Genomic DNA, 19,345 nt, shown 5'->3' on the forward strand with positions numbered 1-19,345 from the left:
AACCATCATAAATAGTGCTTTAGGAAGTCTGATCGTCTGGTATAACTAGCCATCACCATCATTCATTTAGATGATGGCTATCGATAGATACTTATAACAATAATCAAAAGTCCAAACGGCGCCATCACAAAACGAGAAAATCCAGCGTAGGCTGGAAGCGGTTAAGTAGGTCGTTCGACTGTTAAACGGGCTACGTTAACAATACAAAGGCAACAACGAACAGCTAAGCGGCATTAGTGCCTTCTTCTTGTTTGTAGTGAAAGGAGTGTGATGATCAGATATCGCTATTAAAACGAAAAAATCGCTTTAGCAAAAAAATCTGCCATCTTGGGTGCTGCTAATTCACTGTAAGAAAAACCTCTACGGCGTTGATTGAGGTGATGCGCTTAACTCGGCTATAATATCATGAAAAAAAATTTCAAACTAACGATATTGCTTATTTTCACAAATTAATATATTTCTAAAAAACAATTAGTTAACAGCACTTTATCCCTTATGACGCACTGGTTATACTTTTCTATTTACTATTGGCGATTAATTGTTTTATTAAATCAAACACTTGAATAAATTTAGGGAAATTTGAGCCATTTTAAATCAAAAAAACCCCCTTTATCGTTTCCGAATAAAGAGGAATTTAACGTAACAAAACTCAAAAGCAGTAAAGTAATATCGAACGCTCACTGCATCCTAGTAAAACTTATAAAACCACCAACTTGGTCAGCAAAATAACCGTCAATACCCAAACTGGGATCGTAATTTCAGAGAATTTACCGGTCATCAGTTTTACCGCGGTAAAAGTGATAAAACCAAGCGCAATACCATCAGCGATAGAGTACGTCAGCGGAGTCAATAACAGAACAACCGCTACAGGAGCCGCCTCTGTCAAATCTTCCCAGTTGATTTCTTTTAGGGTAAATAACATCAGTACCGACACATAGAAAATCGCGCCAGCTGTGGCGTAAGCAGGAATCATACCAGCCAATGGTGCAAAGAAAATACTCAGTACAAATAATACGCCAACCGTCACTGCCATCAGACCTGTACGACCACCTGATGCCACTCCAGAAGCACTCTCAATATAACTGGTGGTCGATGACGTACCCAACATTGCACCAGCGACCGTAGCAGTAGAATCCGCCAGTAGCGCTTTGTCCATATTAGGAATATTGCCGTCTTTATCAATTAAACCCGCTTTATTGGCAATACCAACCAAACTACCTGTCGTATCAAATAAATCGACGAATAAGAAGGCAAAAATAACGCTGATCATACCAACGTCAAACGCACCGGCAATATCAAGCTCCATCAATGTTGGTGTGATAGATGGCGGCGCAGACATGATGCCAGCAAACTGTGTATGGCCTGTCAACAAGCTAATCACGGTGATAACCAAGATACCAATCGTCACGGCACCTGGGACTTTTTTATAGACCAAACCAATAATAATAAAGAAACCCAAAGCAGCCATCATAGGCGCAAATGAGGTCATGTCACCAAGCATCACCAATGTCGCATCACGACCGACAATGATACCTGAGCTCTGTAGCGCAATAAATGCTAAAAAAGCACCAATACCTGCCACAATACCCTGCTTAAGGCTGTTTGGAATGGCATTGATAACCCATTCGCGAATCTTAAACAAACTCAAAATAATAAACAAGCAACCCGATAAGAAAACAGCACCTAGCGCAGTTTGCCAAGCGTAGCCCATACCCAATACAACGCCGTAGGTAAAAAAGGCGTTCAAACCCATACCTGGTGCGAGTGCCACCGGCAGTCTGGCATAGATACCCATAATAAAGCAGCCTATTGCCGCTGCTAAACAGGTAGCAACAAATACCGCCCCTTTATCCATACCAGCTTCCGCCAATACGTTGGGGTTGACAAAGATGATATAAGCCATGGTCAAAAAGGTAGTTATACCGGCAAGGATTTCCGTTTTGACTGTGGTGTTTTCACCATTAATCCCAAAATAGCGTTCAATTGCATTCATAAGTGTCGCGCCCAGCTTGCTAGTGAAAGAACAAATTTATTGATGCCTAAAATAAATATGACGTCAGCCAATGGATGGCGACGTCATTATCAAAAGACAGCGGTAACAAGGTGCAACATTTTAGAGAAGTTGCGGTACAAATTCAATCATTACCCGTGCCTTATGGGTACAAACCCACCTTTTCAGTCAATTGAGACATAACAGCCAGACAATATTTCAGACATCCACATATAAATTAACCTGATACTATGAATTCTACAAACAGCTGTTAATTATTTGGTATTTAACACTTTAACAAATGACCTTTTCAACATTTAGCAGTACACTAGGCGGCTGATAGCAATATGCATCATGACTGTCATATTATATTTTCGTTATTAAAGATCCTATCTGGTCTGCGTGTCGCGCCATGCCAGCTATTATTAATTACCCATGAGTCCCATACATGCCTGAATCATTAAATATTATCGGCCTTATTACCCAAGCCAGTCTCTTGGTGCAGATTGTGATGGCATTATTGTTATTGGCGTCTTTACTCAGCTGGGTAATTATCTTTCGTATGAGCGCGCGGCTTGGTACGGCCAAAAATTTCGATCAACAGTTTGAAACTTGGTTTTGGTCAGGTGAAGACTTAGCCAAGCTTTACCAAGGTGTACAAGGCTCGCCTGAACGCCAAGGACTTGAGCAAATATTTTATGTGGGATTTTCTGAATACTTAAGAATGCATAAAAAGCGCCAACCCAAAGATGACATCATCGATGGTGTTGAGCGCAAGCTACGAGTCGGTTTAGGGCGTCAACAGCAACTATTAGAATCAGGACTGACCACGCTAGCGAGTATTGGCTCAGTCGCGCCTTATGTTGGATTGTTCGGTACGGTTTGGGGCATCATGAACGCCTTTTTAGGATTGTCACAAACGGAGCAAGCGACCCTCGCCTCTGTCGCACCTGGTATTGCCGAAGCACTAATCGCAACCGCTATGGGCTTGTTTGCAGCGATTCCTGCCGTACTAGCGTATAACCACTTTACCGCCAAATCAAGCCGCCTTTATGACTCACGTGCCTTATTTTGTGATGAAATGACAGGCATGCTCCAGCGCGAGACCAGTGCAGAAAGCACTGTTGGTAGAGACAGTATCGCTACGAGAGAAACGACATCTACTGCTAATCAGGCACAAGGACTATGAAATCATGAAACAGAGTCCCTATCGCCGTGAAAAAAAAGCGCTAAATGCGGAGATGAATGTCGTTCCTTATATCGATGTGATGTTGGTGCTGCTCGTCATATTTATGGTCACAGCGCCCATGCTGATTACGGGCGTCGATGTTGACTTGCCAAAAGAGCAAACCAATACCATGAGCCAAAGCCAATTACCCGTCATTGTGTCCTTGACCGATAGTGGCGATATTTTTATCAGTTATGAAGACAATGTCGACCTGCCGATTAGTGAGCCAGAATTGATTGATACGCTCGCCAATCTGCAAAGCCAAAGCAGCAATGTAGGCGCTCAGCCCGTACAAGTGATGATTAATGCCGATCAAAACAATCAATATGGCGCTATCATGACACTCATGGCCACCTTACAAAAAGCGGGCATTCAAAAGGTGGGATTATTAACAGGCGCACCCTTGCCCACACCATCATTGTAATAAATCCTATTCCTCGCTCAGCTTGCTATAATAAAGTAGATAATTTGATGAACCTCGTCCTTGAGTATCTTTACCATGCATAATGCTCCTGTCGTTTATGTACCGACCCAACCTGAAGGCAATGGGCTAACATTGCCTACGCTACTTAGCGTGCTGGCACATGGTCTCGTGATTGGGATACTCGTTTATACTTATCAACATACTAAAACCGACACTGTGGAAAGTATTGAGACGGTCATGGTCTCCCCTGAGCAATTGGCTGAAATGCAAGGTCAAATCCTTGCCAATCGTGCAGCGGCAGCTAGCGCGATGCAAGCTGAAACTAGCACAAGCAGTACATCGAGCACCTCATCATCAGAAAGTTTTAGCGATAGCGCCAGTCAGCCAAACTCGCAGCGTGTACCTGTCTTTACGCGCTCTAACGATTCTGCCAGTCAACCAATGCTGATGAGTGAAGAGCAGCATCAACGCTTACTTGAGCAAAACCAAGACTACGAACGTCGAATGGCAGAGTGGGCAGCACAATTAGATGAGTCGGTGACAGAAGAGCATGGTCAGGTGGAGCAAAACAAAAAAGAACAGCTAATAGAAGAACAAAAACAGCTGGGCGATTTCCGTAATAAACAGAATAACCCGCCAAAGATTACACGCCCGACTGCGACTGATAAAAATTTAAAGATTAATACAGGTGATTCTGGTAGCGCAGGTCAGAGATATGATCTAGAAGCAGACGGCAACTCAACAACATCTAATGGTGGTAGTGGCAGTACCTCTCGTTCTACTGGTGAGTTCAAAAGTGCTATATTAAGTAAAATACAAAGCAAACTTGATACCCCAATCGAAACACAGGGTCTAACCACGTCATTGTCGCTCAAATTAGATACCAGAGGCAACGTGAAATCTGCAAAGGCTAGTGGTCCAAATGCTGTCGTCAACCAAGCAGTTGAACAAGCTGCACGCGCTGCTAGCCCATTGCCAATTGATTTAGATAATCCTGAAAGTTTTACAAATTTGACAATCAACGTTACTATTAATTGATTTTGTATAGCCTCTAATTCTATATCGTTAATGATTTTCTACTATCTTAAGGTTCTGGTTTATGAGTTTAAGCAAGTGTCATATATTACGTAATACCTCAACTTTGCTGCTATTGCTATCTTTCTCTCTACTATCTAGCTACTCTATCGCTGGCACATTACCAGAAAGCCATAATGTCAAAAATGAGTTTATGGATCAAAAAGCCTTGTTTGCCGCTATTACTACTAGAAAAAATGATTTAAGTAATGAGAGTCATGTAACAACAGCTATATTAGAAAAAATTAAACGTAATATTACTCTACCCACTGCTACCCCAGAATCAACAACTACTTTATACTTTAAGTTGGATGAAAAAGGTAATGTGTTATCTGTTAAGGCTCAAGGTGCAAATCCTGCTGTAAATCAGGCAGTGGAAAAAGCTGCTCTATCTGCTAGTCCATTACCCATTGGCTTAAATAAACCTGAAAACTTTAAAGACTTGATAATTAAAATTAACGTTCAATAAAAAACACCTAACGTTGTACAGTTAATCTCACTATAAATAATAATTAAGCCTGTATGATGAACCAATTATTTCTATTTTAGGATATTACTTCATGAAGCTATCTACACATTCTATCCTTCGTGCCACTTCAAGCCTGTTGTTAATCACTCCCTTGTTATCAGTGCCTGCTTATGCTGCTGAATCAATGGTGCTTGATATGACTGTTACCGCGCCAAGACAACAAAACCAAGTCGCGTTTGTACCCTTTGCTGGTGATTCTGTATTATCGCCGATTATTCTAAATGATTTGAGCAAAACAGAGCTAAAAGTGACTAGCAAAGATCTACCACAGCAGCCGCGCAGTAGCAGCGAGCTGGCAGGCACATTGCCAGTATGGCAAAGCATGGGGATTCCTTATCTAGTGGTCGGCAGCACCCGCAGCAATCGCGGTAAAATAGTAACCGATTACGAAGTAATTGACGTTAAATCTGGTAGAGTAATCGAAGGCAAACAAAGCTTAACGGCTGACAATAATAAAGAAAGCATGCGCTATGCTGGTCACGTCATCGCTGATAAAGTATATGAGCTAATTACTGGTACGCCAGGTGACTTTTCAGGGCGTATTGCTTATATTGAAGAGACTGGTACTGGTAAAGAAAAAGTCTCACGTTTAAAAGTAATGGATGCCGATGGCGAAAATGCCAAAACCATTACTGAAGTAACCGGTTCTATCTTTTCACCAACATGGTCGCCAGATGGCAATCGCATTGCTTATTCCGTACAACGTGATAAATCTTATCCCGTTATTTATGTACAAAGTGTAAGCGGTGGCGGTGCAACCCCGTTAACGCCCTTCCCTGGCAGCAATCTCAGTCCATCATTCTCTCCTGATGGCAGCAAGATATTATTCTCTAGTAGCTTTGAAGGTAGTGCAGATATTTATGAGATGAGTGCTAGTGGTGGTCAACCTAGAAGGCTTATCAATTGGCCAAGCAGCGAAGTGCAACCAAGTTATGCGCCTGATGGCAAATCCTTTGTTTTTGTATCAGACAAAACTGGATTTAACAAACCACAGATTTATCGTTATGAGTTTGGTTCAGGACGTACTACTAAGGTATCAAGTAGCGGTTATGCCACTAGCCCGCAATTTAGTAACGATGGCTCACAAATTGCCTTTTTAAGTGGTCGCTCAGCGGCGATCATGAATAGCGGCGGCGCTGTTACTACTAACTTGGGCAATACGGGTATCGATGAAGCGCCAAGCTTTTCGCCTAATGGTAAGCGTGTCGTTTACGCCTCAAAGCAAGGCGGCAAAGGTGTATTAACCATCAAATCATTGAATGGTGGTGAGTCGTTTGGTAAGTCGGGTCAAGGCACTATTCGCTCACCAGTCTGGTCATCTAGTCCTAAATAAACCCTCTTTCTTAATTCATAAAGTCTTGCTCACAAAAAAAGCGCCTAATAAATAATTAGGCGCTTTTTTATATTGCGAAGCACGGTTAAATCATTTTGCTACTAGGATATATTGGACAATTATTGACTAAAATAGTAAACACGATTAATCATCACTCGGATCACCCGCTGATGGATTTGGATGCCGCAGTTTTGCCACATCTTCAGCAGTCACGGTATCGGTAAAACCATTTAAGTCACTGACCACATATTGAGTAACCGCTGCCATCTGCGCATCGTTCATCATCCCATGGAATGAGGGCATACCACGAAAGCCATTAATCAAGATGTCGATGATGTAATACTTTGATTGCATCTTACTGTTATTCGCCAGTGGCGGATAATAGCCTGCACCGTAAGCACCCTCGCCTTTGTGCATGTGACAAGCCGCACAAGAGTCGTGATACAGCTTTTTGCCATCTGTCGTCACAAAGCCATTTGTGCCTTCAAACTTTGCATCCCATTCAGTAATACTTGGGTCGTCTTCCATATTGGGCAATGAGCTGTCATCGACAATATTGATAGCAGGTGCAGTAAGCTCCTCACGGCTCATATAAACGCCGCCCCACGCACCCGTATTTCGGCTTGCTTGATAGTCATTGGTTGTCAAGGAATCCTGATCTTGTACACTGGAAACCGTCATTTCATCATCTGACTGTTGACTACAGCCCAACAGTGCCGCACTGCTGATCCCACTCAGCAGCATCAACGTCAGCAGTTTGAGTGTCATGTTTTTCATGACTTTTTTCTTCAAGATTGCTTTCTCCACGATTGCCTTCTTCACAATTGCATTGTCCATGATAGCCTCTGAATCTTATAGTTATTTATATAACCCAAGCGTTATTAAACCAGCATTTTTGCTTTTTTATGTAGGCGCTTTGCGGCATCCATACCAGATAAAATAGCGCCTTCTTGCCATGCTGGAATATGTGAGCAATGCTCGCCCGCCAGCACAATACGATTATCAATACTGCACAAGGTATCGTAATGCTGACGACGGGTCGACTCATTCCAAATACCGTAACAGCCGAGCGTCCATGGGATGCGGTGCCAGACAACAGATGTCCCTGCGCGGAATTCTTTTGGATACTGAGGATGGATGTATTTACCATAAGCAAGCGCAACATTAATACGTTCTTGCGGCGTTAAGGTATTAAACTTATAAGACGTCGGACCATAACCATACGCACCGAGTAGCACGCCCGTACCATCTTTAAACATATTTTGTGACGGGTAAGCAATCTGAGCAATGGGCATGTCGGTATAAGTCAGACCACCAAATATCCATTCATCCTCTTCCCAAAAGCGGCGATTAAACTCTAGACCAACTTTATAAGAGGTTTCATAAGGCACGGCGGCCATCGCCTGCTTCATTGGTTTTGAGACATTGATATCCATCTGCGTTAATACAGTTAATGGAATATTGCACACGCACCAGTCTGCACGAATGGTCTTGGTGGCACCATCTGGGCTGTTGCTGTCTACATAATCGACAGTGACGCCACTGTCATCTTGATGAATTTTAGTGACCTTTGCATTAAACTCAATCATATCGCGGCATTCACGGGTGAACGCATCACCAATTTTCCCCATACCACCTACTGGCTGAAACATCGTCGGTTGATGACCATAAGTCATATGGTTGCCATAAATATCTGCCCACATACCTGAATCTAGTATCTCACTGATCGGCAAAGGTTTTGATGGCGTCGCATCAGGCATCAAGCCACCACCCGGAAACACACTAAAGCCGCGATGTTTACTGGTTTCATTACTGGCGCGATAACGATAATCTTTATCTAGCACCCCCCAGCCTTTTAAACCTTCTAATAGCTTTTCTTTGTCCTCAGTATTGACCGAGCGATCAAGACCACCGACGTTAACTGATTTCGATAGCAGCTCCGCGACATGACCTTGGATGTCGTTCTTCACATCACCCAAACGCTGAGGTACGCCGTCGAAATGAGTACTTCGATGCAAATAAGCGCGATCATTGGTTTGAATAAAGGGCTGCATTTCAACGCCAAACTGTTTGCAATAATGGAAGACGGCATAATGATGGCTTGGCAGACGCCACGGTCCACCATTAAAGTAATTGCCCTCTTCAAAATCACAGGTAACTTCTTCGCCGCCAAGCTCAGTATATTTATCACCGCTGTTCAATGTCCAGCTACGACCGCCGCCACGATTTTGATATTCGAGTACTTTGACATCGTAGCCCGCTTTACGTAACTCATAAGCTGCAGTCAGCCCGCCAAGACCCGCACCAAGAATGACGATACTAGCACCAGGAGGTGCACCTTTAAGATCCATGGTCTCTTTAAAACTCGACTCTGACGCAAATCCTAATGTCGTCATCGCCTGATACATCGCGGTCGCGCCCGCTGTTTTACCAATCATCGAGAGCAGTTGGCGCCGCGTTGGTGATTGAAGCATGTCTTTCATAATAATGTCCTTAAAGTAGACGTTCCTGCAAGACGGTAGGCATATGTATTATTAATCAGCTCGACTTAGTTCTACGTCTGTTTTTCGAGCTGTTGTGCCTTACCATGTTGCCTGTAGATCTTGTCCTATAATAAATATGTAAATCGTCTTTATAGAATCAGTGAATTAACGACGGCGCCTAGACCGCAAGATTGCTCGCATAATAAACACAATGATAATAATAGCCACGATGATGCCGATTACTGCCAGTAAGCCCGCATATTTTATTAAAAAAGGCTTATCAGTACCTGTCGTTGCGATACGATCAACATCATTAGCACTCACCTCACTACTGTTGAGACCACCAAAATTCACACGCACATAATTGGTAATACCAGCGATTTGCTCGCTATTTAGCTCATCTGAGAACCCTGGCATGATAGGTGACGTGTTAGTCGCGCCTTCTACCCCATGAAGGATCATATTGACCAGCGCATCAGGTTTCTCACGGCGAATACTGCTGAGTCCAACGATAGGAGCGTAACGCGCATCAGGCTGACCATAACCGTCAACGCCGTGACAGCTACCACAGGCTGCCAAATATAGCGATTCTGGTGAATTGCTGCCATTACTCACCTGCGCTTTGGCTTGGGCTAAATAATCTTTTTGCGCCAGTAAATCATGAGTGATAGATTCGCTAGTGGGTGTGGGCAAACGCGAGACATCAACGGCTGCGACCTTATCATCTGTTTGGATAGCAGGCACCGCTTTTAGATAAGAAGCAATGGCATTCAAATCTTCATTTTTTAAGTAGCGCGTACTATGTGCAACCGCCTCGCCCATAGGACCACCCGCATAGGCACGCTGGTCAAGCTCACCAGTACGTAGATAAGTGACAATATCTTGCTCACTCCAACTACCGATACCGCTCGACTCGTCAGGCGTGATATTTGGTGCATGCCAATGACCAAGCTGAGCACCTGACAGATACATTTTTTTATCGAAGCCCATGGTGCTATTACGCGGGGTATGGCAAGTACCACAGTGCTCTAAGTTATTGACAATATATTCACCACGTTGCTGCATCTCGGTGAGACCATCACGGTTTTCAGTAGACGGGACATTAAGAAAATTCCAACCAATCATTAAGCTGCGAATGTTAAAGGGAAATGGCAGGTCAGTTTTATATTTCGGTGCTTCATCGATAGCAGGTACGGTTTGCAGATAAGCAAACAACGCACTGATATCTTCTTCTTTCATGCCACTATAAGAAGGATATGGCATGGCAGGGTAAAGCATATTGCTTGGCGTACGACCTTTTTGCAACGCGGTCTTTAAATCCGTTTCGGTATAATCGCCGATACCATAACGTTTAGACGGGGTGATATTGGTTGAATAGATATCTCCCATCGGCGTTTCGATCGCTGTACCGCCAGTATAATCTTCGCCATGACATGCCATGCAATCGGCCGCACGGGCAATGTAAGCACCGCGATTGACAAGCTCGCTATTGGCTGGACTAATATTAGGTAAACTGGCATTAGGCAAGCTAGCATTCGCTAGGCTGGTATTGACGACGCTTGCGCCTTCAGCCATAGCGGCGCTGGAGGTCATACCAATGACGAGCATCGATAACATCACAGAAAGTGGCTTCATAATATCCTCATATAGCTGGCACCTAGGGTGTTGTAATTATTATTAGGATGAATGATTGAGATGAAACATTTAGTATTGAGCAAGCCTTAATGAGTGACGACTTGTTATACTCAATTGATAGTCCATTAAATGAGGTAGCAAATCATCCAGTAAATGCTTAATAAAATAGCGTGATAAAAGTAATTTCATAAACATAGTTACTAAGCATAGTTACTAAATGATGTCTACTCACTCTACTAATGTAAGACTATTTCGCTACTATTACTTAATGAGTAACGTATTGGTCTCAAATTTTTACAAAACGTAAAGAACCGCATTATCATTATCAGTTTTTGATAACGTAATATATTTTTTTATATTATAATAATAGGTTATTTAAATAATACCTTTAAAATCAGTCACTAAAGTTCTATTTTTTGGGCGTATATTTTTTATAAAAAACCTATCATTGTAGATAGCTGTCAAAAATTTGCTTCATTTTTTGTCATCATCGATTTTAGTTGTACATAATAGATACATAGACTTAAGTTAGCACTCGCTTTTTTTACCAGTCAGATTTTTATAATGCTACGAAACAAGCTATTGCACCGCACCATATTTTGTTTATGATAGGCGCTATTTCCACGTTGCCGATCGCCGCCTGAGACACCACTATGAAGTTACCGATTCTTGCTTATATACTGACATCAGCCCTGTTACTGACAGGCTGTCAATCATTTCAATTTGTCGACAGCCCTATTCCTGTGAATACTACCCCTACCAATAGCATCTTGGTCAAAAATACGCCTGCCACCACTGTGCAGGTTCAAAATAATACCAGTACAAAAAATCAAAAATAGTGCCATCACACTCATAAAATAAGCAAAAAAAAGGCAGATATCGGTTTGATATCTGCCTTTAATGTTTAATAAATTACCTTGAATGACTCAATAGCCATTCATTTCAAGGGCGTGCCGCTGGCTGATGTTTGATAATTGTCTTAGCCAAATGATCGCCGAACCAAATAGCCGTATCAATATCTCCCCGTCCTGGCGTTTCCTCAGGGGGACCATCAAGCGACTGGGTCATCAAGCCCAAAAAGCTAGATAAACGGTTTAAATCATGAGCCTCATGACCTGTCGGCATCAGCGGTAATCCAATCCAGTTCATGCCATGCTGCATCGCATACAAAGAAATCTGCTGCAATACCGCCAGCTTATCACCGCTCAGCCCACCAGAGTTGGCAAAAGCGGCTGCCCACTTGCCTTCCCATTTACGATGATACCAGCGCTTTGAGGTTTCATCCATAAAAGTCTTAAATTCAGCAGTGACACTACCCATATATACGGCACTACCGAAAACCAGCAAATCCGCCTGATCCAAATAATCCCAGTCAACCTTGTGGACATCAACGGCTTTGGCCTGTGCTGCTGGCAATTGCTGATGCGCCCCTTTAACGATCGCTTCAGCGACGCGCTTGGTATGACCGTAGTTGCTATGATAAATAACAGCAATAGATACAGTCGGTATGCTATCAGTAATGGACAATTTGGCAGGTGTATTCATACAAACTCTAATAATGGCTATAAATGGTTAAATAAAAACAATATAAGTTCAGCAGTTAATTGCGCGCAACAGCAAATAGCGTAATCCTACGCAGCGCCACGTACAATGACCAGCGCCATTCGACCTGTAGCAGGCTGCTGCAAATGCGTTTGACGCCGATAAGAGTAATAGTGGTCATCAGCATAACTACAGCTGCTAGATAAGGTGTCATCTACTATGACGCCCGCCGCACTAAGCTGATCCGCTGCCAACTTTGGTAAGTTTAGCTTGATTTTCATTGCGTCAACTGTGTCACAGCTTGACAGCTTATCAACCGTATCCTGTACATGTTGAGTATTGCTATCGCCTTTAATAATAGCCACAGAATCTATGACATATAACGAATCAAAATGTTCAATACTTGCTGTGTTCAATAACTTATTTTCTGTGCAACCTTTCAATAATTGATTGCGAACTTGAGCGCCAACTTCATAGCTATCTTGACTGATACAAACACCAATCCAAGCTTTGATTTGTCCCGATTGCGTAAAACAGTGCACAGTCGCTTGAATAATCCCGCAAGCCAGACCTTGCCAACCCGCGTGAATCGCTGCTATTTGACCACTAGCTGGCTGATATAAGACTATCGGTACGCAGTCAGCCGTCATTATCGCAAGCCCAAGCCCTTGTTGCCGACTGACCATCGCGTCAGCAGACATTGGCGTCATACCTAGCGCCGTGCCATCAACATCATGAATTTGCTTACCGTGAACTTGGTTAACCCAGTGTAAGCGTTTGATGGGTACCTGTTGGCAAGCTGTCGATGATAAGGGTGCAAGCTGCTCATTGATAGCAGATAATAAACGCATGCGATTGCTCAGTACTTTTGCAGCATCGTCATTGACATGCAAACCTAAATTTAGCTCACCGTAATTCGCTTGACGTTGCTTTCGTACCAGCTGTTCTGTGGGCTGATCTTGTGAGTCAACATCATCGCTTGAAAAGGCAGCTGTTTGAAAAACAGCCACATCATCAATCTGTGCGAGCAATGTCATAGGAAACTGACGAGTCATGGCTGATTTACCGTCTTAATGAGTCATTTTTATATCATGGATCGCTATTTACTACTAGGCTCTGTTTTTTACAAGCGACTTTACGCTCTCGCCTACAAGGAGCGGTCTACTCGTCATCATAGCCATCACTTAGCACAGCCATTAACTGCTGCATATCTTCAGGCAGTGGTGTGGTGACTTCAATATCTTCACCAGTCGTTGGATGTACGAAACCCAGTGTGTAGGCATGCAAGGCTTGACGTGGAAAATTATTAATCGCTTGACGTTGTGCTTCTGTCAGTCCTGCCCGCAATTGACGACGACCACCATAGACACGATCACCCACTATCGGATAAGTCACATGACTTAAATGCACACGAATTTGGTGAGTGCGTCCCGTTTCAAGACCTACATCCAACAGGCAATAATTGCCATTAAGCGCGGTCACATTCAGTAAATGAGTCACAGCTTCGCGTCCTGCCGTCATTACCGTCATTTTAGTACGCTGGTTGCGGTGACGACCGATTGGGGCGTCAATACGGCGATGGCGCGATAGACTCGCTGCATCCCCCGCTACCACACATTGATAATGACGATAGACCGACTTATCCTTTAGTTGCTCCATCAGCGCAAGCTGTGCTGGCTTGGTTTTACCAATCAACAATAGCCCTGAGGTATCTTTATCAATACGGTGCACCAGACCTGCACGCGGCAGATGGTGCTGCTGCGGATAATGATACAGCAGTGCATTGACCAAGGTGCCGGTTTGGTTGCCCGCACCAGGATGCACTACCATGCCAACAGGTTTATTAATGACCAATACGTCATCATCTTCATAGACCACATCGATGTCTATATTTTCTGGTTGATCTTCACTATGCTGCTCTAATGTGGTGGTTAACTGCAGCACATCACCCGCTCTGACACGAATTTTTGGTTTTTGCACGCCACCGTTATACAGCAGGCTGCCATCACTGATCCAACCTTGTAATTGAACACGTGAGAAATCGGTAAATATTTTTGAAGCCAATTTATCAATACGTAAACCAGCTTCGTCTTCTATAACCGTATGCGTCATATTAATAATTACTGGCACCACTTGACCGGCGGCTGACGCTTCATCATCGTCGCTATCATCAATGTCGTCAGCATCTTCATCGCTGCTATCTATCATATCGTCGTCAAGCACATCACTATCTTTTAACGTAGCTTCTTCTGACACAGCGTCTTCTAAAACATGATCGCTATGGCTTTGCTCATCAAGCATCGACTGATTATCGTCAGGTAATTCACTATTATTTAAAACGTCATTTGGCATCGGTGACTCTTGTGCTGATGAATCAGTCTGTCGTGATTGATTCGGTGGTAAATGGGTAGTCATAGCATTATTATTCATAGCAGATTTATATATGGCAAAGCGCCTGACATGGTTTTGAAAGGTAGCTTTTGAGAAAATTTCTAATAAAGTGTTAAGCGTAACGCTATAAAAAACAAAAGGCCATTCGCTATCAATCGCTTATCATAAAAGCGATCGTCGTCGAAAAAAGCGGAGGCAATACCGTGCTAGTGTATCACGCCAAGCGCCTAAGCCCTATAGAAGCTGTGTGTTATCTGTCATTTTTTGATTATACCGCAGCGAGCGTCAGCGCCGTACTTAACTCTCTAAAATATGACATTGCTGTAATTTACTGTATATTTGTCAGTGTCAGCGACATTCGATATCGCTCGTGACAGCAGCTCATGTTAAAATGCCAAACTGACATGTGCTGGTGTACAGCTCATTGCGAGCAGCAGCATATCGTATATGCGTTGCAGTAGACTAATAACTGTACGATACTGACTCAAATTCGATGAGCACGATTGGATTAAGTACAATATAGATGGCGAAAAAATAGACGAAGCAAACGTTATTCTATAAAGTATAGCCATATTTTGCTGTATGCTATGCCACTGTATGCTTATCGAATTTTTATTAAAAGCATTTGGTTTGATATAAACCCTATGCCATCAAGCGTTTTTTAATAACGATAACTGGTATGTCCGATGATTGACATAGTAGATGACAGACCACTATTGATGCCTACGCATCGTTTTTTATCATTAACCTAATATCTAGTATGATAGCGTCGCTGCTATTATACGTCTTGTGTCGGAGAAGAAGTATGCAAGCTGTTGGCAATACGTTTATCAAACTGTCCTCAATAACCCTACTTGCGCTAAGCGTAAACTTAGTGGGCTGTCAGACTTTCAAAAATCTGACTGGCGGTAAAGACGTCGATGCAGTAGAAACTGCCGAAAAATCAGAGCAGAACTATTATAACGACGCCATTACCCAGATTGATAAAGGCCGCTATACACAAGCCATCGAAGATTTGACCAATCTGCGCACTTTTTATCCTACTGGACAGTACGCTGAGCAAGCATTACTCGACATGATGTACGCACAATATGCCAGTGGTAAGTATGAAATGGCAGCCGCCAGCGCTGAGCAATTTATTAACCTATATCCTTCTAATCCGCAAGTCAGCTACGCTTACTATGTGCGCGGCGTTGCCAATATGCAAGGCTCATCAGAAGGTCTAAAACTGTTTAAGCTCAATCAAGCTGAGCGTGATACCGCCTATTTACGTATTGCCTTCGCTAACTTTCAAGAGCTTATTAACAAGTACCCTAATAGCCCTTACGCGCCAGATGCCGCTCAACGCATGACTTTCATTTACAATCAGTTTGCTGAAAGTGAGATGAGTGCCGCCAACTGGTATATCGAGCGCGAAGCTTATGTCGCTGCTGTTAACCGTGCCAAATGGGTGTTTCAATACTATCCACTTAGTGAATCCATCCCTGACGCAATCGCGGTCTTAGCTTATAGCTATGACAAATTGGGTATGTCTGATTTGGCAGCAGAATACAAAACTCTATTGCAGATTAATTATCCCAACATGTTAAGTGCTGATGGACGCGTTAAACTCGACACCAAACGTGAGCGTTCTTTCATCAACAAATTGACTTTTGGACAGTTAAGTCGTTTTAACAAAGATACTTCATCAGTTGCGACAGGCGACTATAACGGTGCGACCAAAACTCAGGTTATTCGTAACGCCAGTCAATTGAGACTGCCAAGCGATAATGCAGCAGCAGCCAGTGCAGCGCAAGGTACTTCACCTGTGCGCGCCAATACTGGCATCAATGTCGGCTTGGGTCTGCCTGAAGCATCCGCTGAGCGTATTACTAGCCAATCGAGCACTGGCTCTACGGCAAGAGAAGCCAATGTCGATCCGCAAAACACCAATCCTGTACGCCGTACGACATTGCCTGTTCAAGGGATTGATATCATGCCAGCAGATGTCGATATGAATGATGAATAAATGCGCTAAATTTGAGGCAACGTCTCTCTTTTAATTAAGAGAACGTCTCTTGTTTTTAGCACATCAACCCACATCATGAAAAAAATAAGGTCAACGACAGAGTTGGCCTTATTTTTTCTGTTTCTGTTTCATTATCTATGCCCAATATTGTTTGTGCCCGATATTGCCTATGCTTAAGATAATACACCTATGGTAAACTGTTTTTTGCATGAGTATTCCAAATCACATTCTCGACCAACTAAATAGCCAAGCTGACTTAATCAGTATCATTGGGCGTCATACGACGCTTAAACGTGCTGGTAGTGAGTTTAAAGGCTGCTGTCCATTTCATGGTGAAAAGTCGCCCTCTTTTTATGTCAATCCACAAAAAAACATCTATCACTGCTTTGGCTGTAGTGTCGGCGGTAATGCCATCAGTTTTTTACGCGATTATGAAAATTTAACTTTTATTGAAGCAGTTAATGAGCTATCAAAGCAGACGGGTATCGAAGTCCCAAAAGAAGAACAACAAAACGTCAGCTACCAGCGCCGTGTACCAAAACCGATTGCACCACCGCCAATACCTAATCCGACTATCGACGCTAAAAGTCCTGCTCAAACAATTAATGTACCTTCTATTAACGCTACTTCGGCTATTCAGCAACAAAACCAGTACGGCGATACCGATCAACCCGTTTATCACGATAGTAGCAACGGCTACGATGAGTATCCACCGCTAGATGCTTACGACTCAGCGTCTTATCCAGAAGATTCTTATGGCGCAGACTATCAAGATGATAATAGCTATCCACCAGCATGGTTGACAGGTGGCGATACTGACGCTGCGGCATTGTACGATGATCATAGCGTTTCCGATAAAGACGGTAACCTGTATGAGCTGTTAGAGCAAATCCAGCAGTTTTATCAGCACAATCTCACCATTCATCCGCATGCCAAGCATTACTTTTTATCACGTGGTATTACAGAAGACATTTTTGAGACGTTTGGTTTGGGCTATGCACCCTTTGGGTGGCAGCATCTTGAGCATCAGTTTCCACAAGATATTGAAGGGCTAAAGGCGCTTGGTTTGGTGCGCCAATCAGAGTCAGGACGCGACTATGATCTACTCCGTGATCGGGTCATTTTCCCGATTCGAGACAATCAAGGACGCACCATTGGTTTTGGTGGGCGGGCGCTCGATGATGAAGTAAAACCCAAGTATATCAACTCCTCTGACTCGCCTGTTTTTCATAAGCAGCATGTGCTATATGGCTACTATGAGTCTCGCCAGCAGCGCGCCAACGACTGGCTAGTGGTCGAAGGCTATATGGATGTCATCGCCCTTTACCAAGCGGGTATTTATGGCGCTATCGCTTCTATGGGTACGGCGATTAATGAGAGTCAAATATCACGATTACTGACGCTGAACCCAACCCTAACCTTGAGCTTTGATGGTGATAGCGCGGGACAAAAAGCCGCTTGGCGTACCCTTGAAGTGGCTTTGCCAGTACTGGCCGATGATAAAGAACTGCGGTTTTTAACCTTACCTAATAATCATGATCCTGACACGTTTATTAAGAGTCAGGGCGGCGATGCCATGCGTGAGCAAATCGCGAATGCCATGCCATTGTCACAGTATATTTTTGCCTATTTAAGCGAGCGTTACGATTTAACCTTGGCAGAAGGCAAAGCCAAGCTCATGTCACAAGTACGTGCCTTGACCACTGCATTACCTAAAGGCAGTAGCTTTCGCTATTTGCTGAACAATGACGTCTATCAGAAGCTGGGTGGTAAACGTAGCCAAAATATCGAAGCCAAAGATGCGCTGCTAGATTTTGATGGTGACATGACCATCAGTCAGCAATTGCAACTTTGTTTTTTGTTTCAGCCACGCGCCTTAATTGAAGACCCTATCGAAGCCATTTGGCAGCAGGCAGGTATTAATGATTTACAGCTGCCAGCACACATCAAGCAAAAGGCCGCGCCTGACATCTTGCGTCCGCTGGCTTGGGAAGATTTGCAAGATATCGCCTTGCTGGATATCGTTAGCACCATCAAACGCTGCCTGAATCATTTACCCAAAGATGCCAACGCCGCCGCACACTTTATATTGTCTAATGTCAAACCAATCACCCAAGAGACACTTAGCCGTAGCTGGGGCGGATTTTATAAGACATTAATTGGCAGAAATATTTTGAGCTTGGATGAGTTGATCGAAAACTTGGTGATGCAGTTGCTCAAGTTACATCTGCAAAAAAAGATGCAAGAGCTCATCAAAAATCCTGACCATATTAAGCTGGCGATTGTCCGTAAGCAGTCGCAATTATTAAATGATTGGTTACGCGCGCAGCAAGCTGAGCAGTCAGCGCAGATGGTTACCGTCAAATCTTAACGTTTGCCATTATTTTTGCTAAAAAATCTCCAACCCTTTAAAAGTATAGCGGCTGCCCCCACTACTAATGATTATGCCCAATAGCATGTATTGCCATTTAATCATTTGGCTGATATAAAATAATCAGTAAGAAATGGTCGGTAGATATCACTACCTCGTGCTTGATTACGCTGGTGTGTGTTAAACTGTGTCGCTAACTATTTATAGCCCAATTTAATAGATGGCAATAATCCGCCTCCTTAAGCACAAATTTTAGATATTATTTTGAAGTATCCGTTTTTAGGGACCGTTATTTTTATATATTATTTTTTAGATAATGTTATCTTGAAAACTTTTT

At 43.2% G+C, this 19,345-nt stretch carries 15 protein-coding genes; 8 read left to right on the forward strand and 7 right to left on the reverse strand.

What is annotated here, in order from left to right; genetic code table 11:
* Nucleotides 1-697: 697 nt before the first annotated feature.
* A complete protein-coding gene (locus C8D84_RS08000) occupies nt 698-1,993 on the reverse strand; it encodes an NCS2 family permease (protein WP_055124161.1) in 1,296 nt (431 codons plus the stop codon).
* 445 nt (nt 1,994-2,438) lie between these two features.
* On the opposite strand from C8D84_RS08000, the gene tolQ reads away from it, so the two are divergent.
* From tolQ to C8D84_RS08025, 5 genes are all read left to right on the forward strand, one after another.
* Complete coding sequence (gene tolQ / locus C8D84_RS08005; protein WP_109591343.1) at nt 2,439-3,179, forward strand: protein TolQ; 741 nt, start codon at nt 2,439-2,441, stop codon at nt 3,177-3,179.
* Between the two features lie 4 nt (nt 3,180-3,183).
* Nucleotides 3,184-3,642, forward strand: coding sequence for a protein TolR (gene tolR / locus C8D84_RS08010; protein WP_109591345.1), 459 nt, complete (start codon nt 3,184-3,186; stop codon nt 3,640-3,642).
* 75 nt (nt 3,643-3,717) lie between these two features.
* The gene (locus tag C8D84_RS08015) at nt 3,718-4,680 is read left to right on the forward strand and encodes a cell envelope integrity protein TolA (protein ID WP_109591347.1); all 963 of its coding nucleotides are present in this window, start codon (nt 3,718-3,720) and stop codon (nt 4,678-4,680) included.
* Between the two features lie 61 nt (nt 4,681-4,741).
* Nucleotides 4,742-5,185 carry a cell envelope integrity protein TolA gene (locus C8D84_RS08020; protein WP_109591349.1) on the forward strand — a complete coding sequence of 148 codons (444 nt, stop codon included), beginning with the start codon at nt 4,742-4,744 and terminating at the stop codon, nt 5,183-5,185.
* Between the two features lie 91 nt (nt 5,186-5,276).
* Nucleotides 5,277-6,578 (forward strand): PD40 domain-containing protein, encoded by a 1,302-nt coding sequence (locus C8D84_RS08025; RefSeq protein ID WP_109591351.1) that lies wholly within the window; start codon nt 5,277-5,279, stop codon nt 6,576-6,578.
* Between the two features lie 144 nt (nt 6,579-6,722).
* Here the strand turns inward: C8D84_RS08025 and C8D84_RS08030 are convergent, their stop codons facing one another.
* The 3 genes from C8D84_RS08030 to C8D84_RS08040 form a co-directional block, all read right to left on the reverse strand.
* The gene (locus tag C8D84_RS08030; protein WP_211181265.1) at nt 6,723-7,355 is read right to left on the reverse strand and encodes a c-type cytochrome; all 633 of its coding nucleotides are present in this window, start codon (nt 7,353-7,355) and stop codon (nt 6,723-6,725) included.
* A 104-nt stretch (nt 7,356-7,459) separates the two neighbouring features.
* Complete coding sequence (locus C8D84_RS08035) at nt 7,460-9,061, reverse strand: flavin monoamine oxidase family protein (protein WP_045452247.1); 1,602 nt, start codon at nt 9,059-9,061, stop codon at nt 7,460-7,462.
* 165 nt (nt 9,062-9,226) lie between these two features.
* Nucleotides 9,227-10,696, reverse strand: coding sequence for a cytochrome c (locus C8D84_RS08040; RefSeq protein WP_109591353.1), 1,470 nt, complete (start codon nt 10,694-10,696; stop codon nt 9,227-9,229).
* A gap of 653 nt (nt 10,697-11,349) precedes the next feature.
* Here C8D84_RS08040 and C8D84_RS08045 point away from each other — a divergent pair.
* Nucleotides 11,350-11,535, forward strand: a complete 186-nt coding sequence (locus C8D84_RS08045) for a hypothetical protein (RefSeq protein ID WP_109591355.1) — start codon at nt 11,350-11,352, stop codon at nt 11,533-11,535.
* A gap of 103 nt (nt 11,536-11,638) precedes the next feature.
* On the opposite strand, the gene C8D84_RS08050 is transcribed toward C8D84_RS08045, so the two are convergent.
* From C8D84_RS08050 to C8D84_RS08060, 3 genes are all read right to left on the reverse strand, one after another.
* On the reverse strand, nt 11,639-12,241 hold the full coding sequence (locus C8D84_RS08050; RefSeq protein ID WP_109591357.1) for a flavodoxin family protein: 603 nt from the start codon (nt 12,239-12,241) through the stop codon (nt 11,639-11,641).
* An 86-nt stretch (nt 12,242-12,327) separates the two neighbouring features.
* A complete protein-coding gene (locus C8D84_RS08055; RefSeq protein ID WP_109591359.1) occupies nt 12,328-13,293 on the reverse strand; it encodes a polyphenol oxidase family protein in 966 nt (321 codons plus the stop codon).
* Nucleotides 13,294-13,399: 106 nt separating this feature from the next.
* The gene (locus tag C8D84_RS08060) at nt 13,400-14,653 is read right to left on the reverse strand and encodes an RluA family pseudouridine synthase (protein WP_083475680.1); all 1,254 of its coding nucleotides are present in this window, start codon (nt 14,651-14,653) and stop codon (nt 13,400-13,402) included.
* A 781-nt stretch (nt 14,654-15,434) separates the two neighbouring features.
* Between C8D84_RS08060 and C8D84_RS08065 the strand changes: the two genes are divergently transcribed.
* Both C8D84_RS08065 and C8D84_RS08070 read left to right on the forward strand, forming a co-directional pair.
* A complete protein-coding gene (locus C8D84_RS08065; RefSeq protein WP_109591361.1) occupies nt 15,435-16,637 on the forward strand; it encodes an outer membrane protein assembly factor BamD in 1,203 nt (400 codons plus the stop codon).
* Nucleotides 16,638-16,845: 208 nt separating this feature from the next.
* Entirely contained in the window at nt 16,846-19,008 is a 2,163-nt protein-coding gene (locus C8D84_RS08070; RefSeq protein ID WP_109591363.1) for a DNA primase, read from the forward strand.
* Nucleotides 19,009-19,345 lie beyond the last annotated feature (337 nt).

This window comes from Psychrobacter immobilis (assembly GCF_003148585.1).
GTDB lineage: Bacteria > Pseudomonadota > Gammaproteobacteria > Pseudomonadales > Moraxellaceae > Psychrobacter > Psychrobacter immobilis.